Source organism: Sphingorhabdus sp. YGSMI21, from assembly GCF_002776575.1.
GTDB lineage: Bacteria > Pseudomonadota > Alphaproteobacteria > Sphingomonadales > Sphingomonadaceae > Parasphingorhabdus.
Genome location: NZ_CP022548.1, coordinates 2,099,862 through 2,125,055, shown reverse-complemented (window position 1 = coordinate 2,125,055; position 25,194 = coordinate 2,099,862). Strand labels below are relative to the sequence as shown.

Genomic DNA, 25,194 nt, shown 5'->3' with positions numbered 1-25,194 from the left:
GAGCGCGCTGCCACCGCCATTCTAATGATAATTATTCCGTCGCGGCTGCGCTTGTTTCGGCCTCGATCGCCAGTGGAGCCGCTGGCGTTTCAACCGTTAGTGGCGCCGCTTTCTTTGCCTGAATAGCCAGTTCCACATCTTCATCGATAAAGGCCGGCACTTCGCCCCCCATCGGGAAAACGGCACTGGTTCCTGTCATGAAAAATCCGGCAATCGGGACCAGCGCAATCGCACCAACCACGCCGGCTGTTCCCGTCACACCCTTGTCGTCAAAGGCACCGGTCAGACGGATTTGCCGACCGTTGACCCGAGCGAACAGGGCACGTGCTTCAAGCTTGCCCGATTTGCCCCACATGCCCTTGTTGCGAACGCTCGTCAGCTCCGCTTCAGCAGGCGACCCGGCAGGGATAACAACGACGTCATTGACGTAGACTGGGGCGGCGACTTCCATGCGCACGCGTTGCCCGACGCGGGCCGACTTCTTCTTGGTTGTCACTTCTTCCATCAAGCGAAGCGTGATCGGCGTTCCAGCGCGTAAAACCGCGTTCTGAGTCACCAGTTCAGGAATAGGGGCCACCGCGGCCGATGTCGGTTCCGCAACCGGAGCGACCGCTTCCGTTGGCGGGGATTCCTGAGCGATGGCTTGTGTTACAGTAAAACTCATAGCAGCCGTAGCCACCAGCAAAAACGTCTTCATTATTGGACCCCCCAATTAAGTGATTCGATCCCATCTCTTAGGTGAGAGGTCGTCAATTAGTGAAACTATTTTTCACCAATTGGCTAAATTAAAGCAATTCGGTGGAGCTGGAGACCTGAGATCCCGCGCGCTGCCAGAATTACGGTGCGAGCGGACTAATTGGCAAAAAACCTCATTATACCTCCTCACCCCACCCCAATCTCCTTCAACGCCGCATCCTCCAGAAACGCGCTGCGCGTCATCTTGCGGGTGCGGGCGGCGCTGTCGATCATTTTAACGACGCCGGTGTCGAGTGAGACATTATAGCGGCCGGTCCGGCCGGTGCGCTCCAGATAGGGAATCTGGACCAGAAAGGCGCCGTGCTTCAGATCGTCGGCAGCGGATTTCTGGATTTCGCCGATCGGACTGGCGGGGATCAACTCCTCATCCTCGAAATAGAGCGACAGCGCCTCGATCGCGTTGGCAATAATATCCTCTTGCCGGTCCGCCGCGGAAAAGCAGCCGGGCACATCCGGAAAGGAAATTCCGTAGGCGCTGTCTTCATCCTTATGCACAACGGCAAAATAAAACATGGGCTGGGCCTTTCAAATCCATCCCGCCATCCGGGCGATGCTGCGCGCCGTGCCGACGGGCAAGTCTTTCCTGGGATGCGGAACAATGATGGTGCGATCATCCTTGCGATATTTATGGTGGGAGCCTCTGACCGAAACCAGTTCATAGCCCTCCTTGCGGAGCCGCCGGATGATCTGCTTGCTGCTCCGCTCCATGTGTATTTATATACACATTTTTTGATGAAAGTCAATCGACGCTTGTAGCCCTCACCAACCCCCGCACACTATTCCCCACCAGAAACCCGCCCGCCAGATCGTCCGCAGTCAGGTCCGCCTCGACCGCCTGCCCGCTCTCCAGCAGTTCCGCGCGCAGCACGCCCGGCAGCACGCCGCGGCCCAGAGGCGGCGTCAGCAGCTTGCCGTTGCGCTCGACGAAGACATTCCAGATCGCGCCTTCGGTGACATAGCCCTCGCCATCGACGAAGATCGGGTGGGCGCCCTCGCCCGGTCCGCCCTCTTCGCTGGCGACCTGATAGACCCGCCGGTCGCTGGTCTTGTGGTGGAGGCGGAAGTCCGCCTTGTCGGCCTGCATCGGCACCAGCCGGCATGGCACCGGGCCGTCTTGCGGGGCGGGCATCGGTTTCAGCTCGATCGCCAGCGCGCCGGACTGGCCGAGGTGCAGGCGGACCATCGCGGGGCTGTCCTGGTGAAAGGTGATCGCCTGGATCGCGTTGCGGGCGGCGTGGCGGTCGAATTCGAAGTCGAGGGTGGCGGCGCTGGTCTTCATCCGCTCGAGATGCGCTTCCAGCCGGGCGATGCCGCTGGCGGGATCAAAGGCCATGGTCTCGATCAGATCGACCTTATGGCCGCCTTCCGCATTGGCATCCACTTTCGCAAATCTCCCCTTGGCGAGGCATTCCCGCCACTCGTCTTCCCCGTTCGAGTCCGTCACTATGCCAGAGCCGAGGCCGATGGAAAGCGTTTCTTTGCCCTCTTGCAGGAAGAAGGTGCGGATCGCGACATTGAAGGCGGCGTCGGAGCGGCCCTGTGCGTCGGGCGCGTCGATCCGGCCGATCGAGCCGCAATAGATGCCGCGCGGGGCGTGGTCGGCGGGGGAGCCCGGGCGCGCGTTTTCCAGCTCGTCGATAATCTCCATCGCCCGGATTTTCGGCGCGCCGGTGATCGAACCGCAGGGGAAAATCTGCCGGATCACATCGACCGCGTCGAGCCCGTCCTGCAGCTGCGCGGTGACGGTCGAGGTCATCTGGTGGATGGTCGGATAGCTTTCGATATGGAACAGCTCCGGCACGGCGACGCTGCCCCGCTGCGCCACCCGCGACAGGTCGTTGCGCAGCAGGTCGACGATCATCAGATTTTCCGCGCGCTGCTTCGGGTCGCTCTGCAGATGGTCCTGCACCGCTGCGTCCGCTTCCGGATCGGCGAGGCGCGCGGCGGTGCCCTTCATCGGCTTGGCGGTGATCCGGCCATCTTTCAGCGCGAAGAACAGTTCCGGCGAGAAGGACAGCATCCAGTTGTCGCCGTCAAACACGACGCCGCCATAGCCGGCCTGCGCCCGGTCCCGGATCGCGGCATAAAGCGCCAGCGGATGTCCGGAAAAGTCCATTTCGGCGCGAAACGTGAGATTGGCCTGATAGATATCGCCATTGTTGATATATTTTTGTACCTTTTTGAACGCCGCGTCATAGGCGTCGCGCGAGATAGAGGGCTTGAGCCGTCCCAGCCACGCCCCGTTGCGGTCGGGCAGCGCTTCGGCGACGGCGTCTGGACTTAACTCCTTGTAATCTTTAAATATTCCAAACCATGCCAGCGGCGCAGGCAAATCCGTCGGCATTTTGCCCCGCAACCGCGCCTCCAGCGCTAATCCCGCTTCATAGGAAAGATAGCCCGCCACATGCTTTCCCGCCAATCGGGCCCGCGACAGGGCGGCAAAACATGCTTCCAAGTCTTCCAATTTGTCCGCCCGGATGATCTCCACCGGATCGCTGTAAAGCCGCGCCGGAGCGCCGCCGGACGGGCGCACATCGTCGAGCAGGACAAAGGGAGATTTTCCACCGAACATCACTCACCCCTAATTGCTTTTGCACCCATTCGTCCATAAGCATGACGAAAGAAAGCAGGGAGTGACGGGAATGGTTTTTGCGCGGTTTTGCCGGATTGGCATGGCGATACTGGCCCTAGCGGGCGCGAGCGGGGCTGTTGCCGGGGAAGCGGTCGCGCCGCGCCCGGCCGCGCTGGTAGCGGACCAGATACCTGATATTCCTCAGGAAATCGTCGACCGCACCCGGTCCTATATGGAATATCGCACCGCCAGTTTTGTCGACTGGGATCCCGAGACCAGAGCCATGCTGATCGCCACCCGCTTCGCCGACACCAGCCAGCTGCACCGCGTCGCCTCCCCGATGGGACAGCGCGAGCAACTGACCTTCGCCGGCGAACCGGTCTATTCCGCCCGCTATGCGCCCGACGGCTCGGCTCTGCTGTTCCAGAAGGACAGCGGCGGTAACGAGGTCAACCAGATTTTCGCGCTGGAAAAGGGCCAGTCGAAGATGCTCACCGACGGCGAAAGCCGCAACAGTCTGGGCCCCTGGTCGAGCAGCGGCACATTGGTCGCCTTCGGCTCGAACAAGCGCACCGGACTGTATAACGACATCTATCTGATGAACCCGGCCCGCCCGGAAAGCGCGAAAATGCTGGTCGCCTCGACCGGTGGCGGCTGGTTCCCGATCGATTTTTCACCGGATGACAAGCAGTTGCTGGTGTTCAACTATGTCTCGGTCACCGACAACCAGCTCTATCTGATCGACATCGCGCAGGGAACGTCGCGCAAGCTGACCGACAGCGAACGGCCGGTTGCCTATGACGGGCTGAAATTCGCGCCCGACGGCCGCCTCTGGGCAGCGTCGGACGACGGCAGCGACGTCAAAAGGCTCGGCATCGTCAATCTGGAAACCGGCCGGTTCGAGCCGGTAATAGACGAGAAAATCCGGGATATCACCGACTTCGATATCAGCGAAGACGGACGCTGGATTGCCTTTGAAGTCAATCATGCCGGCCGTTCCGTACTCAAATTCTATGACATGGAAAGCGGAGAAATCCGCGTCGTCGAGGGCTTGTCCGACGGCGTGATCAGCGGCGTCCAGTTCGCGCCCTGGGGAGCGCTGGGCATCACGCTGAACAGCAACCGCACCGGCACCGATGCCTATAGCGTCAATCCGGAGACGCTGGCGATCACCCGCTGGACCAGGAGCGAGACCGGCGGGCTGGACAGCGCCGACAATGTCACGCCGGAACTGGTCGAGATAGAAAGTTTCGACGGCGAGAAAATTTCCGGCTTTCTCTACCGGCCCGACCCCGCCCGGCACAAGGGCAAGCGGCCGCTGATCATCAACATCCACGGTGGGCCGGAAGGCCAGGCCACACCCCGCTTTCTGGGGCGCAGCAATTATCTGATCAACGAACTGGGGATCGCGATATTCTATCCCAATGTCCGGGGGTCGACCGGCTTTGGCAAAAGATTTGTCGCGCTGGACAATGGTCCGTGGCGGCGCGAGGACAGCGTGCTGGATATCGGAGCGTTTCTCGACCATCTGCGCCACGACCGGCACGTCGACCGCAAGCGCATCGCCGTAACCGGCGGCAGCTATGGCGGCTATATGACGCTCGCGTCGATGCTGCGCTACGGCAAGAAGCTGAAGGCCGGGCTGGAGGTTGTCGGCATCTCGAATTTCGTCACGTTCCTGGAAAACACCCAGGCCTATCGCCGCGATTTGCGGCGGGTGGAATATGGCGACGAGCGCATTCCCGAACAGCGCGCGAAACTCGAGGAAATCAGCCCCCTGCTCCGCGCCAGCGAAATCGATATTCCGCTGATGGTAGTGACGGGCGCCAATGATCCGCGCGTCCCGGCCAGCGAAGCCGACCAGATCGTCGCCGCGGTCCGCGCCAATGACCGTCCCGCCTGGCATCTGCTGGCCGAGAACGAGGGGCACGGTTTCCGCAAGAAAGCCAATGCTGATTATCAATTCTGGGCGAGCCTGGTTTTTTGGCAAAAATATCTGTTGAATGAGGAATAGCAGCATATGACATTTCTGATCTTCGTCGGGCTGGTCGTCCTTTTCTTTGTGGTTTTCGACAGCCGGAAAACCATCAAATATCTTCGCGCCCGCATCGAAGAACTGGAATATGGCCTGGGCGAGCTGAACAGCGCGGTCGAGAAAATTTCCGCGCCCGTTCGCAACGCCGAGCCCGTTCCCGGTGCCGAACCGTTGCGGAGAGCGCGCCCGAAACGCGTTCCGGACAGTCCTCGCCTGACCGAAGAAGCTGAGGCAACGGCGAATGTGGAACAGGCTGCAGAAGCGTCCGAACATATTGAGCCCGTCGAAGAAGAGGCTCCCGCCAGTGCCGGCAAGCGGTTTGAAGATCTGATCGGTGGCAAATTGCCGATCTGGATTGGCGGCATCGCGCTGGTGTTCGCCGGATTTTTTCTCGTCCGTTTCTCGATCGAAGCCGGTCTGTTCGGTCCGGCCGCGCGCTGTGCAACCGCTGCCCTGTTCGGGCTTTTGCTGATCGGGTCTGCCGAATTCGGTCATCGCATCCCGCGCTTTGGAAAGATTTTCACCGACGACTTGCGGATCGGCCACAGCGTCGCAGGCGCGGGGGTCGCCGTGCTTTACGCAACACTGTACATGGCCAGCGAGCTTTATGGCCTGCTCGGACTGACCAGCGCCCTCGCCGGGGTTGTCGCGATCACCATCCTTGCCTTCCTGTTGTCGCAAAAGCACGGACCACCGACGGCTATCATGGGCCTGATTGGCGGTTTCGCTGCGCCCTATGTCGCCGGTGTGGGGCCTGAATCGATCGCGCCCCTGGTCATTTATCTCGGGATTTTCACAGCGGGACTGTTCGGTCTCGCGATCCATCGCGGCTGGGCCTGGCTGGCGCTGCTCGCCACTGGCGGTAGCGTGATCTGGACCACGGCCCTGCTGTTCATGGACATATCCGGCGACAGTTCCCTGGTCGGCATATTCATCATCCTGCTCGCGATCGGCGGTGTGCTGACCCTGTCCCGCACCGACCGGATTTTTGGTGTCCCCAAGGTGGCCATGCGGAGCATTCCGCTCGCCGCCGGACTGGTCCAGCTGATCATCCTCGCGCCACTGATAGAATATTCGCCCGCCAGCTGGCTGTTCTTCGCGGTGCTCGCCATATTTGCGATCGCGCTGAGCTGGCGAGACGCGGAAATGACACCAGCCGCTGCGGGCGCTCTGGGTTTGACACTTGCGATGGTCGCCGCTGCCTTTTCGGACTATGGACCGGATCAGGGCGACCTGCTCCCCGCCATCGGCTTTGCAGTGCTTTTCGGTCTCGCCGGGCATGTCTTCGCGCTGCGCGAAAAGGACGGTAGCATCTGGGCGTTCATCGGACTGGCGGCGCCGACCGGAATGCTGGTTGTGGCAGCGATTCTTGGCCGACTGGAATGGACAAACAATGGCTGGGGAGCCGCCTGCTTCCTTGTCGGCATCAGCACCGGCATCATGGCCTGGCGTAGCCGCTTGCAAAGCGGCTTGATCGTTTTGGCAGTGGCAAGCGCGCTCACAGCGATATTTCTGACAGCCGCCTTGTGGTTGTGGACACCGGAGAGGTTCGCAGCGATCATCATCGTTCTGGTTGCGGCCGGACTCGCGGCATGGGCACGATATTGCAACAGCAAGGCCGTGGCCCGGGAAGCCTTTGCAGCAGCCATCACGGGCGGCGTGATGGCCGCGATTTCCTCGAGCGGGCTTGCCCTCACCTTATTCGCTTCACTCAGCGGCGAAACCGGCCTTTACGACTATCTGCCGGACCCATGGTTGCTGTTGCCGGAGCTCCTGGTCCCGTGTCTCGCGCTTCTGGCGCTGGCCTATGTCTTCCGCGGGATATTGGAGCGGCATCTGGCGGCGATCCTGGCCAATGTCGGGCTCATCGGCTCGGGTGCCTTCGCCTATCTGCTGCTCAAGCAGATTCTCGCGATCGGATCGATAGAGCAGTTCGTCCAATATGGCTTTGCCGAACGGGCGATATTCACCCATTTGTTCGCGGCGGCCGGCTGGCTGTTGCTGCGCCGCCCATGGCCTGGCGAATGGATATTTACAATAAGGATGCTGGGTTGGACACTGGCCGCAATCGCGCTGTTCCGCTTTGTCTATTTTGATCTGCTGCTGCTCAGTCCCACCAATGTGCGACAGATGATGGGACCTGCTCCGTTCGCCAATCTGGGGACGTTGCATTATGGTGCCGTGGCGCTCTGGCTGTGGTTGTTTGCCAGAACCAGAGCGGCGCAAGAAGGCGCGGATCAATGGATCCGTTCGCTTGAAATCGGCAGCATGATCGCCACCGTCGCGGCGGTCATGGTGACGGTCCGGCAAGCCGTCCACGGCTCGATTATCGCTTTGTCGACGAATGTCACCAGCGGGCCAGGCGGCCCGGTAATGAGCAGCGGACCGGGATATACGACCACGGAGACATATCTGTACAGCGCCAGTCTGTTGCTGCTCGCCATTGCCTGGCTTGCGCGGGGCATCCAGACGACCAACGCCCTGCTGCGAATCGCCGGATTGTTGCTGCTTACTCTGGTGACGTTCAAGGTCTTCCTGATCGATGCGCAACTGGACGGCCTGTTGAGAATCCTGTCCTTCCTCGGCCTCGGCTTTGCGCTGATCGGCATCGGCTGGATATATGGCAAGCTGATGAAGCGGGAAATTCCGGGCGCGGCAGAAAATAGCGGCGGGTGACCATGTCCCGTTCGGTGGTCCGGATTGTCATCCTCTACGCCATGGCCCTCGCCGCCGCTGTTTTCGCTCTGGAGTGGCTGCAATATCAATATTTCACCAAGGTCTATTCGGTGGAAATCTATGTCGTTCTGATCGCATTGGTCTTTGCCGCGCTGGGCATCTGGGTGGGGCACAGGCTGACCGCGAAAAAAGCGCGCGGTCCGTTTGAACAGAACAGGGCGGCGCTGAAATCGCTGGGAATTTCGGACCGGGAACTCGAAGTACTCGTGGCGCTGGCGGCGGGACAGTCGAACAAGGAGATCGCGCGGACGCTCGATATTTCGCCCAACACCGTGAAGACCCATATCGCGAGACTTTACGGAAAACTGCAGGTCAGCGGCCGCGTCAGGGCGATCGAACAGGCGCGGTCCCTGCATCTGATTCCCTAATATATCGGGGTGATTGGCCTCAGATCACCCAACCGGGTGATTTCCAAATGCGGGTGCAGGTGCCATAACCGCCGCTCAAGCGGAGGAACGATCATGCGAAAAATCGCCCTGACCTACGGAGTGCTGTCCGGAACGATCACTATCGTCACCCTGATCCTGGGCCTGGTGGTCAGCGACGGCGGTAGTTTCCTGTCATCCGAACTGTTCGGCTATCTAACGATGCTGGTTGCACTTTCGATGATATTCATCGGCATCAAACGCTACCGCGACCAGGAACTGGGCGGGGTGATCCGCTTTCTTCCCGCTTTTGCCATGGGGCTCGCCATCGCGGTGATCGCCGGAATCATCTATACATTGGTCTGGGAACTCTATTCGATGAGCAACGGCCATGCTTTCATCGACAGCTATGTGAACAGCGCGATCGAGGCCAGAAAGGCCGTCGGGCTGCCGGCGGAGAAACTGGCGGAGGAAATCGCCGGTCTGGAAAAAATGCGAACCGACTACGGAAAAATCTATATCCGTATGCCGATGACCTTTCTGGAGATATTTCCGGTCGGCCTGACCATATCGATCCTGTCGGCTGCGCTTCTGCAAAATCCGAAAATCCTGCCCGTACGGCAATGAACCCGCACAAGGAGAATGAATATGAAACTCGGAGCCTTTTCGATCAGCTTGGCGGTGAAGGATATTGCCGCTTCCAGAGCCTTTTACGAAAAGCTCGGCTTTGGTCAATTCGGCGGCGATCAGGACCAGAAATGGCTGATCCTGAAAAATGGCGAGACGCTGATCGGCCTGTTCGAGGGCATGTTTCCCCAAAATATGCTGACGTTCAATCCAGGATGGGATCAGGATGGCCAGAATCTCGATGATTTCGACGATGTCCGCGATATCCAGAAATCATTGCTGGCGGCGGGCGTGCAGCTCGACAGTCAGGCTGATGACGGGGAAGGCCCGGCCAACATCATGCTCACCGATCCCGACGGCAATCCGATCCTGATCGACCAGCATCGCTAGAGACTGAGGGCCAGACCCTAGTTCCGCAAATTCGGATGATTGCCAATGCTCGCGCGGATCGCGTCCAGCGCCGGTTTGCGCATCGCCGATTTCTGATAGGCATAGGCATGGCCCGGCAGCTTGGCGAGTTGCTCCGCAATGGCCGTTGCCTGTCCGACCACCTTGTCCGGTTCCACCAGCATATCCAGATATCCCGCCTCGACCGCACCTTTCGGATCATAGATGAAAGCCTGTATCATCGCCCGGGTCTGGTGGAGCGGGCTGAGCCGGTCGCGCGCGAGCTCGACCGCGAATACCGGCAGCGTCATTCCGGTGATCGATTCATTCGCGCCCAGCTTGAATTCGCCGGCGGCTCCCACCCGCGTGTCGCAGGACATGAGGAGGAACACGCCCATGGCAATCGCATGGCCGGTGCAAGCACCAACCACAGGAAGCGGTCCACCATAGAGCCGCAGCACCAGCTCCGAAGCACGGTCGAGCAGACGAACGGAATCCTCGCGGGTGAAGCTGCCCATCATGCCGAGATCAAAACCGCCGGAAAAACGGCCTTCACGGCCTGCCAGCACGATCGCCTTGGCGTCCGCCTCGGCCTTGTCCAGCGCTTCGTTGAGCGCGATCATCAGGTCGAAATTGACGGCATTGGCCTTGCCATCGTCCAAGGTGATCAAGGCCACATCATTCTGGATATCGACGGAAATACTCATGCTCTGTCCTTTGCAAGGCGAAGTTAATTGATCGGTTAAGCCTATGGCTGAATTTGCTCAGGTCAATGGAAAAATGTGCGGCCAAAATCTCGAAAGCCGCTGAGTGACGGGTCAGAGCTGTCAGGCCGTAGCGGCAAATCGCTCAGCCCGGCTCGCCTATTATTTTTAGCAAGCGGGCCACATCGTCGTGGTCATGATAAAGACCAAAGCCGATCCGCAGGACATCGCCGCGCACATCGGTCACGACATTGCGCGCGGCCAGCCGGTCATGGAGCGCGGAGGCTGTGTCACCGCGAAAGGCGAGAAAACGGGCGTGCTGCCGGTCGCCAAGCGGGTTGAGCAGTTCGAAATCTGCCAGCGGGCCATCTTCCAGAAACTGCGCCTGCAATACGCCGACATGGCTGGAAATTACCGCTGTCGTCAGCCCTTCTGCGGTCAGCATATTCTGGACCGCGTTAAAACGGTAAAGGCCGGACGGATCGAACGTGCTGCCCAGAAAGCGCCGCCCGTCCGGTGCATAACCGACCTCTTCGGGTGGCAGGGCCAGATCGTCGAAGGCGGCATACCAGCCGGTCACGACCGGCCGTTTGGCATAGCCCGGCGGTGCGTGCAGGAAACAGGCCCCTTCCCCGGCCATCGCATATTTGTACCCACCCGAGAGATAAAACACCCGGTCAGCGATGTCCGACAGGTCGGTCTCCACCGCCATGAAGCCATGGTAGCCATCGATCACAACCCAAGGTCCCTCGGGACGCGCCAGCGCCGCAAGCTCGTCCAGCGCGGAGATGATGGTGCCGGAATTGAACAGCACGTGGCTGGCAAATATCAGGTCGAAACCACCGGATCGAGCCGCCTCCAGCAAGCCTTCCGGCGAAGCGGTTTGCAGGACGACCTCCCCTGCCTCCACCCAGCGGGTCATCTGCCGACGAAAACTGTGAAACTCGCCATCGGTCGCGAGCACCCGGACCGGCCGCTTCGGGATGGTCGACAACAGGCGCACGATGAAATCATGCGTGTTCGGCGCGAAGCACAGGGTGGCAGGATCGGGCAGGTTCAGTTCAATCGCAACATGCTGCTGCGCTGCGGTCCAGACCGGCCCCATGATCTTGTCCCATTTGTGATCGGCCAGCGCCGCTGCATCCTGCCAGGCCGCCATATGGCCGTCGTGGCTGGCATTGGCCCAGAGATGGTGGCTGTGGGCGGCAAAATGCAGCCGCTTTGGATTGGCCGACAGAGAACGGGAGAACAGATGTTTCCAGCTCATAACTGGGTACGCAGTGACCATAGTTCGGGAAAGGCGCGCTTCGCCACGGTGCTCTGCAGATAGGAAACGCCCGCCGTGCCGCCGGTTCCCATTTTGCCGCCGATGATCCGTTCGACCGTCAGCACATGCTTGTGGCGCCAGGTCGCCATTGCATCATCCAGATCGACCAGCTTTTCCGCCAGCTGATAAAGCTCCCAATATTGCTCGGGCTTGCGATAGACTTCCAAAAACGCTGCCTCGACCTGTTCGGACGGTTGATGGGATTGCGAAAAATCGCGGTCCAGAAGCTCTGGATCAATATCGAAACCGGCCCGCGCCAGCGCCGCGATCGCATCATCCCAGATGCTCGGCTGGTCCAGCGCGGCCTGCATCGCCGACTGCGCTTCCGGACGATCCTCCTGATATTTCAGGAAGCCCTTGTCCTTGAGGCCGAGCATATATTCGACGGTCCGGAACTGGTCGGACTGGAAACCCGAGCTGGGTCCTAGAACATGACGGAAGCGCGTATAATCGCTCGGCGTCATGGTCGACAATACGTCCCAGCTCAGCGTCATGACAGCCTGGATCCGGCTGACCCGCGCCAGCGCCTTATAAGCCGGCACCAGCGCATCGGTCCTGATTTGCTGCTTGGCGAAGCGCATCTCGCGGATGATCTGCTTGAGCCACAGTTCCTTGGTCTGGTGGATGATGATGAACAGCATCTCGTCGTCCAGATCGGACCGGGGATGCTGCGCGTCGAGCAATGTGTCCAGCGCCAGATAGCGCGCATAGGTCATGGTGGATATATCGGTCATGCGGAAGTGTAACGCCGCTATCGCCTGATGGGAAGAGAAGCGGACTGATATCCGATGAAATCATCTCATCCAATCAATATCGTCTCGCTTTCGCGGCGGGAAATCCGGATTCCTTCTTCGGCAGTGGTTAGGCCTTCGCGGACGAGCGCCCGGGCCGCGGAGCCGAGATTGGGCTGTTTGAGAAATGCATGCGATGCAATGCGCGCCTCGTCGCCACCGTCGTTGATCAGCTTGCGCAGCGTGTCGTCAATCCGGATCGCCTCGAACACGCCGATCCGGCCCTGAAAGCCGGTCTGGTTGCAATGGTCGCAGCCGGTCTCGCGATAGACCACCGTGCCATTATCAAAACCGAGCAGCGAAGCCAGCGAGCCGTCCGCCTGGATCGGCGTGCGGCAATGTTCGCAGAGTTTTCTAACCAGACGCTGGGCAATGACCGCGCGCAGGGTCGAGGCGAGCAGAAACGGCTCCACCTTCATGTCGCGCATTCTGGTGATCGCGCCAACCGCATCGTTGGTGTGAACGGTCGAGAGGACGAGATGACCGGTAAGACTCGCCTGCACTGCAATCTCTGCCGTCTCTCTATCTCTGATCTCCCCGATCATCACGACATCCGGGTCCTGCCTCAGGATCGCCCTCAATCCTGCAGCAAAGGTCAGCCCGACCTTTGCATTGACTTGCGTCTGGCCGATCCCCTCGATCGCATATTCCACCGGGTCCTCGACGGTCAGGATATTGCGGCTGCCGTCATTGAGCTGCTTGAGCCCGGCGTAAAGCGTTGTGGTCTTGCCCGAGCCGGTGGGGCCGGTGACCAATATGATACCATTGGGTTCGCTGAGCGCATCGGTCAGGATCGCATGGGTATTGGGCGACATGCCCAGCAGGTCGAGCGAGATACCCGCGCTTTCCTTGTCGAGAATCCGCATCACCACCCGCTCGCTCGCCCGGTTGGGCAAGGTCGAAACGCGCACGTCGAGCAATTTCCCGCCCAGCGTCAGGCTGATCCGGCCATCCTGCGGAATTCTTCTTTCGGCAATATCGAGCCGTGCCATTACCTTGATCCGGTTAACGATCACGCCGGCGACATGCGGCGGCATGCGCAGTTTCTCGGTCAGCACGCCGTCGACCCGCATCCGCACGACCAGACCCGTCTCATAGGGTTCTATATGGATATCAGAAGCGCCCTGCCTTGCCGCTTCGGCAATGATCCCGTTAATCAGCCGGATCGTCGGCGCATCATCGGCGCTGTCGAGCAAATCCTCGGCGCTCGGAATATCCCCCGCAATATCGTCCAGCCCCCCGCCCGCCAGCGCCATATCGCCCGCCATGGCGGCAGCCGATCCGTCCATCGCATAATGGGCGCTGAGCAGCTTCTCGAACGCCGGACCATCGACCAGTTCCACATCAAAGGGCAGAGCCAGATAGCGCCGCACTTCCAACAAGGCGGACGGGTCCGCACCCTCGCGCATTGCTATCGTTGCCCGCTCGTCCTCCATCGAACAGATTATAACACCCTGATCGCGGGCATAGCTGTAGGGAAGGTCGAGCAGCGGCGCTTCGCTGTCAGAAATGGGCCGGGATATGTTCCCGCCGGGTGATTTTTCGACCGGAGCGGGCATGTTCATGGCAGCAACCCGTCATTGGATCGGACGGCCTGCCCGGCCGATCCGACCCTATTCTTGCAGTCTGTTGTCAGAAATCCGGTTATCACGACGTCCCTGTCCTGTCTTGCCCATTACACTGGCTAGATCGCTATGGTGACGCCTCCGCGACACTTAGGTGACAGATAGGTTACGCTCGCGCAGGGGTTCAGAATTTCGCCTTGACCCCGATGGAGAAACTACGGCCGAGATCATATTGCTGGTTGATGATCAGAACATTGCCCGACTGGGTTTCCCGGAAATTCTCGTTGGTCAGATTGCGGGCTTCAAACTTAATTTCCAGTTCCTGACCGGCAATGCTGACCGCTTCTCTCGCAACAAAATCCAGCTTCAGGCTTGCGTCCTGCACCAGATCCGGATCGGGCTGGCCGCCCGTGATCGGGCCGCGCGTCGTGACCCGGTCACTCGCATAGCTGAGCAGGAACGTATATTGAGAAAGCCGTTCGGTATTTTCGATACCGAATTGAAAATTTGCCAGATGTTTCGATTGTCCAGTCAAAGGCGAACCGTCAATGAACACCTGATCGGCCGAACGCACGCCCAGCGTATCGTCCAGGATGGTCGTATCATTGGCGCCCACTTTCAGCTCGGAGTCGGTATAGGTATAGTTGGCAATCGCAACGAACCTTCTATCCGCAAAAAAATCTGAATTCCCCAGCCCATCCATAGGGAAATATTTCAGCAGCTCGATTTCCGCACCATATAGCTGGGCTTCCGGAGCGTTGGCAAAGGTGGTCTGGAAATCCGAACTGCCGGCAGGAATGAATGCAACGGGTTCGATCGGATTGTCGATCTTCTTGTAGAAGCCGGCCAGCAGGACACGTTCTCCATCGCCAAAATAATATTCTAGACGGGCTTCGGCGTTGAACAGTTCGCTATCTTCGAGAAAGGGGTTGCCCGAGAATACCCGGCCGGAGTCCGGGTCGAGATATTGCGGCCGGGCCAGTTCGCGAAATTGCGGACGAGCGATGGTTTTCGAAGCACTTGCACGGAATTGCATATCCTCCGCAAAATTCCACGTCAGCGTGCCGGCAGGCAGCCAATAGTCATTTTCGAGCGGCGCTGTCTGCACCAGCGTGCCGTCATTGTAGATATCCAGCGCGGTTATCGACTGATCAGCCGTTTCATAGCGGACACCCAATTCGGCCTGAACGAAGTCAAGCAGTTCCACATCCGCTTTGACATAGGCGCCGTGAACAGTCAGCTCTGCATCATAGGCCTGAGATCCTGCATTGGTCTGGTCTTCCTGAATGAAAATACCGTCGGTTGTAATGCCTTCTGTGTAGCCGCCGTAGACATTGAAGTCGGAGATGAGATAATCTGGGCGCTCCTGGCTCACCCCGAACGGCAGGCTGCTGGTCGGGAAGTAACGGAAGTCGCGTCGGGATGCGTTCCGGCTGGTGTTCACATAGCTGTAGCCGGTCGACAAAGTTATGTTGCGCGAAGTTGGCAGAGCATAGGCAAAGTCTATACCACCATTCCACACATCTTCGTTCAGATCGCTGAATGCGATGGTGGCCGACTGCGGGTTGGTCAGCAGGTTATTTACATAATCCTCGGCAACCGGGTCATAGAAATAGGTAAAGGAGCGCTCATAGGGAGCTTCGCGCTGCGAATTCGCGTAACCACCGCGAACATCAAGCGATATATCGCCGAATTTGAATTCGCCAACCAGAACTGTGTCTATCAACTGACGTTCGATCCAGTTGGTCTGCTGACGCATTTCATCCGCCGGCGTGGTGGGGTCGATTTCGCCGGTATTGATATTGTCCGCGGCTTTGAGGCTTGTCTGTTTCAGAGAATCCCGAATGTAGAGATTGGTCCAGCGGATTACATGCTCGTCCACCTCAAGACCCAGGCCGAGAAGTCCGCTAACCACGATATTGTGATCGGTACGCACGTTGCGACCGTCATCGGCAATGATGCTGGTGGTGCCCCCCTGTTCAATGGAATCGCGGGTGAAGAACTTGTTGCTGTACGAGGCATTGAAGATCACGCCAAGACGGCTGGCGCCAATATCCTTGGCCAGACCAGCGCTCATATCGGCGCTCCAGTTGACCGGAATATCGTTATTGCGCTGAACCAATGTGGTCGGCGCGTTAACCAGGCTGGCGGTAAAATCCTGCAATTGCTCCTGGGTGAAATCAGGACCCAGTTCGATCCGGGACCCGGCGTTAAATGCTGCAGCCAGTCCGGCCGGCACGTCGCGGGTACCGTCGTCAAAACCGGTCCAGTCACTGTCGCTGCCGAAATGGGTATAGCCAAGCTTCCCGGTTGTTTCGCTATTCATGCCCATGCCCATTCCGAATTCGAAATAGCTTTCATCGGGAATGGCAGCCGTCGTCAGATTGATTAGACCGCCGCCAAATTCACCGGGATAATTTACCGAATAGCTCTTCTGCACCGTGGCACTGGCAAGCACCGAGGCAGGAAAAATATCAAGCGGTACAACCCGCTTTAGCGGCTCCGGCGAGGGGATAAGCGTGCCGTTCAGCAAAGCCTGCGAATAACGGTCGCCGAGACCACGAACATAGACAAAACCGCCACTATCAACCGAAAGCCCGGTGACCCGTTCCAGAGCACCGGCAATATCGCCATCGCCCGATCGGGCAATATCTTCTGTCGAAAGGACGGAAATCACGCTCGAATTATTGCGTATGGAATTGGGGATATAGCGGCCGCGAACGATAATCTCGCCACTGAAGCCGCCGCCAGGAGCAGAAATGTCGACATCATCGCCGGATTGCGTTTCTTCAGCTGGTTCAGCTTCAGAAGGCTCAACGACTTCAGCCGGGCTCGCTTGCGCCAAAGCCGGCAGAGGGCTGAGTGCTGTGGAAAAAAGGAGTATGCTCGCGAGTGGGGCAGGTTTCGACATTGATGATCCCTCGGATAAAAAGAAAGGGAGGTGGCGACACGGGCCGCCACCTCCTGAACTGGCTGTAGCGATCAGGAGACTGGCGAAGCTGCGCAAGTCTGGAGAGAACCGAAATCGGCGTAGCTCGCGTTGCAAGACCAGCTCTGGTACCAGAGATCGTTGATGTCGCGGACGGCACCGATATAATCTACCTGCAAGAAGTCCGGGCTGAAGCTCGTGATATTCGCGACCGGAGTCACTCCCGTTTCGTTCGAGCCATTGATGAACAGGGAAATCAGGCTGGATACGAAGTTGAAGTCGTTATTCGCATTGCCCGCAGCATTCACCGCAGTGGCTTCAAACGTATCGGCATCCGCATCAAAGTCGCCCGTGGCACAGCTGCCAACCACTGACTGGATCCGTGGGGGGCCGAGCTCGTCAAGCGCGGCATTGGCTGCCTGAACCGTTTCGGCCTGATCGATATCCAGGCAGGTTCCCGGTCCGACCAGAATGCCGTTAAGGATCGCTGCATCCGGTCCGCCACGAAGGTGAATGACCTTGTCGCCTGTCTTGCGTTGGATGAAGGTGAAATTGGCCAGCTTGACATCCTGACGCGGGGTGAAATCGAAGCCGCTGTCATCATCGGAGTCAACTTCCCACAATGTGTCGCCACCGGTGGTGTTCTGAACGCCGATAACAAACTGGATGGCCCCCTTGTAGCCGACATCGGTGTCTAGCGAGTCATCGTCCGCACCGGTGATAATCAGGTGGTCCAGATTGACCGTGCCACCAAAGATTTCGACACCGTCATCACCGCTATTGTGGATCTGGACGTAGGAGATATCGGTACCCGAACCAACGCCACCCAAGGTCAGGCCCTGAAGTTCCTGGTTGGCCGATGCAGCCCGACCGGTATAACGAACCTGCAGGTAACTGATAGTGCCGCTATTGTCGGCCGCTTGGTCTCCGCCGTAGAAATCGGACGGGCCTGCACCCTCTGCCAGTTGCTGACATCCGGCAGTGCCGCCGGCAACAGCGCCGATGCAGTTACTGATCGGCGCGCGACCGAGAACCAGAATTCCGCCCCACTGGTTCGAGTCAGCATCGGTGGTCGTGCCTTCGATATTCTGGCGCGAGGTAAAAATCACCGGTTCGCTTGCGGTACCCGGAGCGTTAAAGGTCGATCCGCGGTTGACGATCAGGAAGGTCGTCGCGCTCTGGGCAAAGACCACTACCCCGGGCTCAACGGTGAGGCTGCTGGACACGCCGCCGGCCGCTGCGCCATCGCCGCCAACGTCGGTGCCGACCTCTACCCGACCGCTCATCGAATAGATGGTACCGTCACGTTGCGGGACTGTCAGGGCCGTCTGGATGCTGTTTGGTATCTGGCAGACCCGGTTGTTCGCCAGAACACCGGCATTGGTGAAGCCCGTCGGGCAATCGGCCGCCGGCGTTCCCGGAGTCGGTGTCGGCGTGGGGGTCGGAGTCGGTGTCGGAGCCGGTGCGGGCAGCACGACGATATTGCCTTCGCCCGGTGACGCTACGTCGTCGGCACCGCAAGCTGTTACCGCGACAGCTGCTGCACCTGCAAACAGGACAGAACGAAATTGCTTATTCAACATGGGATTGGTCTCCGCAAAAAACTGATTTGATACTTTCGAATCAAACGATGCGGTTCGAATCAACCGGCCCCCATCGCCCTCGGGAAAGGGCACTAGGGACAGGAAATGACCCGCCGATGCTGTTTGCGTGACGGTTCGGAGACTCAATTGTGACGGATATTTTTCAGCGCCCCCGGTCCAGCGGATTTGAACCGCTTACCGGGAAGATCACATGCATGCGCTTTGCCAATTATGCAGAAAAAAAGATGGCCGCAAAGACGGCCACCTTTCAAAATATAAAGACTGCGGGAGTGGTTCCCCGAAACTGTTGGCGTCTATCGGCGCGCGATCTGCTCGTTGAGATTCCGCAGGGCCAGTTCAGCGGCATCCCGGGAATTGATCACATCGCCATTGGCCAGCACCAGATCAAAATTGCGACTGCTGTCTCTGGCCGCCATGAACATGCGCGCGGCATCGCCCGTGCGTCCCAGCCGGGCATAAGTCTGGCCCAGATTGATCAGTCGGGCGGGGTCCTTTGCATGCTCCCGCTCGGACGCTTCCAGCTGCTGCAAGGCCAGCGCGTTATCTCCGGCAACCAGCGCATCATAACCGAGCGCGCCTGTTTCGTAACCGATCTCGCCGGCGGGCTGGGCTGAAGCGGCGTTTCCCATCAAAAACGCAGCGGCGGCGGAACCCAGAATTTTTGCGGATATCATGATGTCTTCTCCTCTACCTGAAGACCTTTGTTACACTTATGTGACAAGAAATGCAATATAACTGCAACAAAACTGTAATATTTATCCTTGCGGCCTTGGGAAGCGGCTTTCCAAGCTTCGAACAGGCCTGCATCGAAGATCGGACGGCAACTCCCGTGCAGGCGCGATGCGGGGGGTGAAGCACGCACGAATCGCCGGCGATTCAATCAATGACAAAGGATGGGGATAGTCTCTGGAGGCCCGACCCGGAATCGAACCGGGGTGCGCGGATTTGCAATCCGCTGCGTCACCACTCCGCCATCGGGCCAGAGAGAGGGCGCGAATTGCTTCGCTTTGCAGCGAAAGTCAACCCAAAGTTGCGTCCTCCAATCCCATTGCCGCAGATCGATCGAAAATGCTCCTTTGTCGCGTAAAAGACGCAGTCAGCAGAAAATCACCGGAATCCATCTTGGCGCATGGGACAAGGCGGGCTAGAAGCGACAAAATCTCAGCCATAGTGTATTGTATTCGTAATACAGAAATGGCATGGACGCACACTATTCATTGCGAGGATCGACGCTTGGGCCAGGAAAATTTCAAACAAATGCGCAAAGCCATGGTTGTCAGCCAGTTGCGCACAACCGAAGTGAGCGATCCCCGGGTTATCGCGGCCATGAGCCATATCGCCCGGGAAGATTTCGTCCCCGCTGCACAACGCAGCTTCGCTTATGCCGATCGCGGGGTGCAGATCGGTGACGGCCGGGCGTTGAATCCACCGCTAACCACCGGGCGTTTGCTGAATGTAGCGCATGCGACGAAAGATGACAAAGTCCTGCTGATTGGCGCGGCCAGCGGCTATACAGCGGCGGTACTGGCGCAACTCGCAGGGTCTGTCGTCGCGGTGGAACAGGATGCCAAGCTGGCAGCGCTCGCCGTTAAAAATCTGGCTGATTTTGACAATGTTCGGATAGAGACCGGCAATCACGCCGATGGCTGGGTTCAGTCCGCGCCGTATTCCGTGATCGTGATCGACGGGCTGGTGGAAGAAATTCCCCAGACTCTGGTCGATCAACTTGCGCCGGACGGTCGCATTGTTGGTGCCGTCATGAACGATGGCGTGTCCCGCCTTGCGCTGGGCCGGACGGCAGGGGGGCATGTCGGCTATCAATATTTTGCCGATTGCGGGGCCTGTGCCCTGCCCGGCTTTGAAAAAGCAAAAAGCTTCAAATTTTAAGGCGTTCGGGAGAGTGATACTATGAGTAGACGCCGCCTTTTCCTTGGCACAGCTATCGTGGCGCTACTGTCTGCCCCCGTGCAAGCCGATACGTTGCGCGATGCGCTGGAAGCCGCCTATCAGACCAACCCCACCTTGTCGGGCGCGCGCGCAGCACAGCGGGCAACCGATGAAACCGTTGCCATTGCCAAAGCCGATGGCCGGCCGAATGCCACCACGGACTTCGGCTTTCAGGAAAACTTCCTGCGCAGCGCCAATAGCTTCACCGCCCCGCTGCGCCAGTCCACGGCGGGTGGCTCGGTAGAAGTGCCGATCTATTCCGGAGGAGCGGTCAAAAACGCCATTCGTGCGGCGCGCACCAGAGTGGAAGCCGGACAATATGATCTCCGCGCAACCGAAGCGAGCCTGTTCAGCAATGTGGTCGCCACTTATATGGACGTGATCCGCGACACCGCGATCGTCAAGCTGAACCGGGCCAATGTCGGCGTTCTAACGGTCAATCTGGAAGCGACGAGCGACCGATTCGAAATCGGGGATTTGACGCGGACCGATGTGGCGCAATCGGAATCCCGGCTGGAAGTGGCGAAGGGCGACCTGGAAACCGTGCGGGCCAGCCTGATTCGCAGCAAGGAAAATTATATCGCTCTGGTCGGGCACGAACCCGGCGATCTGGAACCGCCCCCGCCTTTGCCGAACATGCCGGAAACACCGGATCAGGCGGTGGATCTGGCGCTGTCCTACAACCCCGATTTGCTGGCCGCAAAGGAACGCAGCGATGCGGCCGAATTTGATATCAAGTCAGCGCGGGCAGGCAACAAGCCAAAGGTCAGCACTTATGCGCAAGGGCGCTATCTGAACTATCACGGCACGCTGGGCGGAAATGTTCCCGGCAGCGTTTTCATTCAGGAACAATCTACCGCCGAAGTGGGTGTCCGTGCCAGCATGCCCATCTATCAGGGAGGACGTCCGGCCGCCCAGATCCGCCAAGCACAAGCGCGTTCCGGCCAGGCCTATGAGCAGCTGATCGCCGTCGAGCGCGACGTCATCGCGCAGACCCGTGCGGCCTATTCCAGCTGGCGCGCCGCGGAACGGGTGATCCAGTCTTCCGAGCGGGCGGTGGCTGCAGCCAGCCTGTCTCTGGAAGGTGTGCGGGCTGAAAATTCCGTCGGCAACCGGACCATTTTGGACATTTTGAACGCCGAGCAGGAACTGCTCAATGCGCAGGTCCAGCTGGTGACCGCCCGCCGCAACAGTTATGTCGCGGGTTTCTCCCTGCTCGCCGCCATGGGCAGAGCAGAAGCGCGCGATCTGGGACTGGAAGGCGGGCCGCTTTATGATCCCGACCTCAATTACGAACGGGTCGATGACATGTTCTACGATTATCAGAGCGACCCCGATCCGGAGCCGCAAGCGACCAGAACCGTTGACACGCCAGCGCAAAAAGCGGAGATAGAGCCATTGCCCGCGACGCCGGCGCGTCAATAGAATGGATGGCGTCGATCGGATCCGGCAACAGAGTATAAGCTTGGGGGTTTCGCACATGGCTGAACAGAACAGGGAATCATCGATGGAGGAAATCCTCTCGTCGATCAAACGCATCATCGCTGAAGACAAGGCGATCGATGAGGATCGCCCCTTGCCACGCCGCAAGACTTCCGCGAAACCGGCGCTGCAAGCCGTCCCCGACATAGTGCCCGCAGACCGGGACGAAGAAATATTGGAACTGACCGAAGAATTGCCGGGACAGCAAAGCTCATCCGCCAGCGGCGTGTTCGGCGATCGCCGCAAGGAAGATCGGCTGATCGACGACAACAAGCTGGACAGCATGCGCCAGTCACTCTCGGCTCTGGTCGAAAAAGAAGCGATGGAACGCAGACCGGCAACACCACCCGTCGGCGGCACTTCGCTGGAAGACCTCACCCGCGACCTGATGCGGCCGATGATCAAGCAATGGCTGGACGCCAATCTGCCCGATCTCGTCGAGGAACTGGTAGCGCGCGAGATCCAGCGGCTGAGCGAGAAATAGGCACGCCGATCTAATCGCAATTGCCTTGTCGGACAGCCGTGCTAAACTGCGGCCCATGACAAGATTTTTCAAAACATTTACCACTGCGCTGCTCGTCACCGGAGCGGCTTTTCCTGCAATGGCCTCGGCAAGGCCCATGACGGCGGAAGACCTCGCCACGCTGAAGCGCATGGGATCGGTTGCGGTTTCTCCGGACGAGAAATGGGCGGTTTTCGACGTTACGGAAACCGATCTGGAAACCTACGACCGGTCCAGCGCGCTTTATCTGCTGGATATGAATAGGGACGATGCAGCCCCCGTTCGCATCGTCGATGCTCCCGGAAAAAGCGAACACAGCCCGGCCTTTGCGGCCGATGGCAGCCTCTTTTATCTGAGCGATGCGAGCGGTTCGGAACAGCTCTGGCATGCGCGTATCACGGCAGGCGATCAAGTCGGCAATCCGGTTCAGGCGAGCGACCTGAAAGCTGATATCGCCGGCTTCAAGCTGTCACCGACCGGCGAGAAAATCGCGCTTTGGGGAGATATTGCCAGAGACTGCCCGACCTTCGGTTGCGATCATAGCGGAAACCGGGCCGAGCCTGGTCCCGGGACCGGTCGCGAATATGACGAGCTTTTCATCCGCCACTGGTCGAGCTGGGAAACACCGGGCAATTACAGCCGCATATTCGCTTTTGATCTGAAGGATGGCAAAGTCGCGGGAGACGGCGCGGCGCTGGATGGTGATCTGGTCGGCGACAGCCCCTCCAAACCCTTTGGCGGCGGCGAGGAAATCGCCTGGGTGCCCGGAGAAGACGGCCTGTTCTTCGCACTCAGGACCGCGGACCGGAATGAACCCAAGTCGACCAATATCGATATATATGGTGCCAAGGCCGACGGTACGGGTACCGTCAACTATACGCAAAGCAATGAAGCCACCGATACGCTGCCCGCTTTCTCTTCCGACGGAGAATGGCTGGCCTGGGCGGCGATGGAACGGCCCGGCTATGAGGCCGATCGACTCGTTGTAAAGCTTCGCAAGCAAGGCAGCGATGAAGACGAAGCCATTGCCCTGACCAAGGACTGGGACCGTTCGGTCGGCTCCATAGTCTGGACACCGGACAATCAATATCTCATTGTGACCGCGCAGGACGTGCTCGATCATCCCGCCTTTGCAGTGGAGGTCGCGACCGGCAAAGTCACGCGTCTGACGGCGGAAGGCAATGTCGGTACCACAATACCATTGCAGGACGGCTCGCTGATCTTCACGATGAACAGCCTGCAGGCGCCAACGGACCTGTATCGCCGCGCACCGGACGGAAGTGTCACGCAGCTGACCAATATCAACGGCTCCGAACTGGCCGAAATCGACAAGGTCGAAATCGAACGGTTCAGTTTTGCCGGTGCCAATGGCGACACGGTCTGGGGACAGATTATCAAACCGGAAGGCGCGACCGGCAAACTGCCGATGGCCTTTCTCGTTCACGGCGGTCCCCAAAGCAGTTTCGGCAACAGCTGGTCCACCCGCTGGAACCCGAAGGTGATGGCGGCGCAAGGCTATGCAGCGGTAACGGTCGACTTCCATGGGTCTGCCGGTTACGGGCAGGCCTTTACCGACAGCATCAACCAGGACTGGGGTGGCAAGCCGCTCGAAGATCTGAAGCTGGGCTATGCAGCAGCACTGGAAACCGATCCGCAAATCGACGGTGAACGCTCCTGTGCCCTCGGCGGTTCTTACGGCGGCTATATGATGAACTGGATTGCCGGCAACTGGCCCGACCGGTTTGACTGCCTGATCAACCATGCCGGTGTTTTTGACCTGCGCGCGATGGCGCTGAGCACTGAAGAGCTCTGGTTCGACCAGTGGGATCACGGCGGCAACTGGTGGTCGCGGCCCAATCCGGAAAAATGGAATCCGGTGAACACAATCGCCAACTGGAAAACACCAACGCTGTTCATTCACGGCGAAAAGGATTTCCGGATCCCCTATACCCAGAGCATCATGCCCTTCACCGTTGCGCAGGAAATGGACATTCCGTCCAAATTGCTGATCTACCCCGATGAGAACCACTGGGTGCTCAAGGGCAAGAACAGCGTGCAATGGTACCGGACGGTATTTGACTGGATGGGCAAATGGACCGCTACTGATATGCAGGACAGCAAAGGCCAATGAGCTTTTTCCCCACCGAGGATCGCGACGGCACCATGATTGTCACGCTGACCAACGGCGAACGCAACACGCTGCACCCGGAGCTGCTGGAAGACGGCATTGCGGTCTTTCAGGCACTGGCCGACAACCCTCCCGAAAATGGCGTTGTCCTGACCGGGGCTGGCGAGCATTTTACCTGCGGCATGGACACCAAAATCGCGGCGACGCTGGACAAGGCCGGCCAGAAACAGGCCGCTGCCGCCATTGATGCTTTTGCGGCCTCACTCCATCGCCTGCCCTGCGCCTTTGTGGTGGCACTAAACGGCAACGCGATAGGCGCGGGCGGGATCATGGCGCTGGCAGCAGACTGGATTGTCGCGGCACAGGGCGACTATAAAATCGGCCTGCCGGAGGCAAAGGCCGGCCTGCCCTTCCCGCCCGTTCCGCAGGCGATACTGGACCATTGGCTCAATCCCGTCTGGCGGCGCCGCTTGGCTCTGTCTTCGCATTTGCTAAACCCTGTCGAAGCCCTCAGCGCTGGCCTGGCTGACGAGCTAGCAAGCCCCGGGCAACTGCTCGATCAGGCCGTTACCACCGCACGGGAACTGGCGGCTCAGCCCGGCTTCAAGGCCTGCAAACGGCAATTACGGGCCAAGGCCAATGCCGAGATCGATGCGATTTTGAACGGTTGAGTGCGGGACCGTGTGCTCGGCACTGGATGCGGAGCTCCGGGAGGCCAGGATCGCACTTCCCTTTAT

Annotated in this window: 21 protein-coding genes and 1 tRNA gene; 10 read left to right on the top strand and 12 right to left on the bottom strand. The window is 59.1% G+C overall.

The genetic code is table 11. The features are described 5' to 3' along the window. Positions 1-31: 31 nt before the first annotated feature. From CHN51_RS10350 to pabB, 4 genes are all read right to left on the bottom strand, one after another. The gene (locus CHN51_RS10350; protein ID WP_240616687.1) at positions 32-697 is read right to left on the bottom strand and encodes a hypothetical protein; all 666 of its coding nucleotides are present in this window, start codon (positions 695-697) and stop codon (positions 32-34) included. A gap of 185 nt (positions 698-882) precedes the next feature. Continuing rightward, entirely contained in the window at positions 883-1,269 is a 387-nt protein-coding gene (locus tag CHN51_RS10345) for a type II toxin-antitoxin system HicB family antitoxin (RefSeq protein ID WP_100093946.1), read from the bottom strand. A 12-nt stretch (positions 1,270-1,281) separates the two neighbouring features. Then, entirely contained in the window at positions 1,282-1,464 is a 183-nt protein-coding gene (locus CHN51_RS10340) for a type II toxin-antitoxin system HicA family toxin (protein ID WP_100093945.1), read from the bottom strand. 31 nt (positions 1,465-1,495) lie between these two features. Then, positions 1,496-3,328, bottom strand: coding sequence for an aminodeoxychorismate synthase component I (gene pabB / locus CHN51_RS10335; protein WP_206169886.1), 1,833 nt, complete (start codon positions 3,326-3,328; stop codon positions 1,496-1,498). A gap of 70 nt (positions 3,329-3,398) precedes the next feature. Between pabB and CHN51_RS10330 the strand changes: the two genes are divergently transcribed. The 5 genes from CHN51_RS10330 (at position 3,399) to CHN51_RS10310 (ending at position 9,481) form a co-directional block, all read left to right on the top strand. Beyond that, on the top strand, positions 3,399-5,342 hold the full coding sequence (locus CHN51_RS10330; RefSeq protein ID WP_240616686.1) for a prolyl oligopeptidase family serine peptidase: 1,944 nt from the start codon (positions 3,399-3,401) through the stop codon (positions 5,340-5,342). Positions 5,343-5,348: 6 nt separating this feature from the next. Next, positions 5,349-8,039 (top strand): DUF2339 domain-containing protein, encoded by a 2,691-nt coding sequence (locus CHN51_RS10325; protein WP_100093944.1) that lies wholly within the window; start codon positions 5,349-5,351, stop codon positions 8,037-8,039. A 2-nt stretch (positions 8,040-8,041) separates the two neighbouring features. Further along, a complete protein-coding gene (locus CHN51_RS10320; RefSeq protein ID WP_206169885.1) occupies positions 8,042-8,467 on the top strand; it encodes a LuxR C-terminal-related transcriptional regulator in 426 nt (141 codons plus the stop codon). A 93-nt stretch (positions 8,468-8,560) separates the two neighbouring features. Next, the gene (locus CHN51_RS10315) at positions 8,561-9,091 is read left to right on the top strand and encodes a DUF4199 domain-containing protein (RefSeq protein WP_100093943.1); all 531 of its coding nucleotides are present in this window, start codon (positions 8,561-8,563) and stop codon (positions 9,089-9,091) included. A gap of 21 nt (positions 9,092-9,112) precedes the next feature. After that, positions 9,113-9,481, top strand: a complete 369-nt coding sequence (locus CHN51_RS10310; RefSeq protein WP_100093942.1) for a VOC family protein — start codon at positions 9,113-9,115, stop codon at positions 9,479-9,481. Between the two features lie 17 nt (positions 9,482-9,498). Here the strand turns inward: CHN51_RS10310 and CHN51_RS10305 are convergent, their stop codons facing one another. The 8 genes from CHN51_RS10305 to CHN51_RS10270 all read right to left on the bottom strand — a co-directional run bounded on the left by CHN51_RS10305 (position 9,499) and on the right by CHN51_RS10270 (position 19,379). Further along, a complete protein-coding gene (locus CHN51_RS10305) occupies positions 9,499-10,185 on the bottom strand; it encodes a crotonase/enoyl-CoA hydratase family protein (protein WP_100093941.1) in 687 nt (228 codons plus the stop codon). A gap of 142 nt (positions 10,186-10,327) precedes the next feature. After that, positions 10,328-11,449 (bottom strand): class V aminotransferase, encoded by a 1,122-nt coding sequence (locus CHN51_RS10300; protein WP_100093940.1) that lies wholly within the window; start codon positions 11,447-11,449, stop codon positions 10,328-10,330. Then, the gene (locus CHN51_RS10295; RefSeq protein ID WP_100093939.1) at positions 11,446-12,243 is read right to left on the bottom strand and encodes a tryptophan 2,3-dioxygenase; all 798 of its coding nucleotides are present in this window, start codon (positions 12,241-12,243) and stop codon (positions 11,446-11,448) included. The genes CHN51_RS10300 and CHN51_RS10295 overlap by 4 nt, the downstream gene beginning before the upstream one ends. 65 nt (positions 12,244-12,308) lie before the next feature. Then, positions 12,309-13,865 carry a type II secretion system ATPase GspE gene (gspE, locus tag CHN51_RS10290; protein WP_240616685.1) on the bottom strand — a complete coding sequence of 519 codons (1,557 nt, stop codon included), beginning with the start codon at positions 13,863-13,865 and terminating at the stop codon, positions 12,309-12,311. A gap of 184 nt (positions 13,866-14,049) precedes the next feature. Next, complete coding sequence (locus CHN51_RS10285) at positions 14,050-16,776, bottom strand: TonB-dependent receptor (RefSeq protein ID WP_100093938.1); 2,727 nt, start codon at positions 16,774-16,776, stop codon at positions 14,050-14,052. 71 nt (positions 16,777-16,847) lie between these two features. Continuing rightward, entirely contained in the window at positions 16,848-18,377 is a 1,530-nt protein-coding gene (locus CHN51_RS10280; RefSeq protein WP_240616684.1) for a hypothetical protein, read from the bottom strand. 314 nt (positions 18,378-18,691) lie between these two features. Continuing rightward, positions 18,692-19,072, bottom strand: coding sequence for a hypothetical protein (locus CHN51_RS10275; RefSeq protein WP_100093937.1), 381 nt, complete (start codon positions 19,070-19,072; stop codon positions 18,692-18,694). A gap of 233 nt (positions 19,073-19,305) precedes the next feature. Beyond that, positions 19,306-19,379 (bottom strand) — tRNA-Cys (locus CHN51_RS10270). Positions 19,380-19,655: 276 nt separating this feature from the next. Here CHN51_RS10270 and CHN51_RS10265 point away from each other — a divergent pair. Genes CHN51_RS10265 through CHN51_RS10245 form a run of 5 tightly spaced genes read left to right on the top strand, consistent with a single transcriptional unit; the run spans position 19,656 to position 25,128 of the window. After that, a complete protein-coding gene (locus tag CHN51_RS10265) occupies positions 19,656-20,285 on the top strand; it encodes a protein-L-isoaspartate O-methyltransferase (RefSeq protein WP_100093936.1) in 630 nt (209 codons plus the stop codon). A gap of 21 nt (positions 20,286-20,306) precedes the next feature. Continuing rightward, positions 20,307-21,770 carry a TolC family outer membrane protein gene (locus CHN51_RS10260; RefSeq protein ID WP_100093935.1) on the top strand — a complete coding sequence of 488 codons (1,464 nt, stop codon included), beginning with the start codon at positions 20,307-20,309 and terminating at the stop codon, positions 21,768-21,770. A gap of 55 nt (positions 21,771-21,825) precedes the next feature. Continuing rightward, complete coding sequence (locus tag CHN51_RS10255; protein ID WP_164089118.1) at positions 21,826-22,311, top strand: DUF2497 domain-containing protein; 486 nt, start codon at positions 21,826-21,828, stop codon at positions 22,309-22,311. Between the two features lie 55 nt (positions 22,312-22,366). Beyond that, complete coding sequence (locus CHN51_RS10250; protein ID WP_100093933.1) at positions 22,367-24,460, top strand: S9 family peptidase; 2,094 nt, start codon at positions 22,367-22,369, stop codon at positions 24,458-24,460. Next, the gene (locus tag CHN51_RS10245; RefSeq protein ID WP_100093932.1) at positions 24,457-25,128 is read left to right on the top strand and encodes an enoyl-CoA hydratase/isomerase family protein; all 672 of its coding nucleotides are present in this window, start codon (positions 24,457-24,459) and stop codon (positions 25,126-25,128) included. The genes CHN51_RS10250 and CHN51_RS10245 overlap by 4 nt, the downstream gene beginning before the upstream one ends. Positions 25,129-25,194 lie beyond the last annotated feature (66 nt).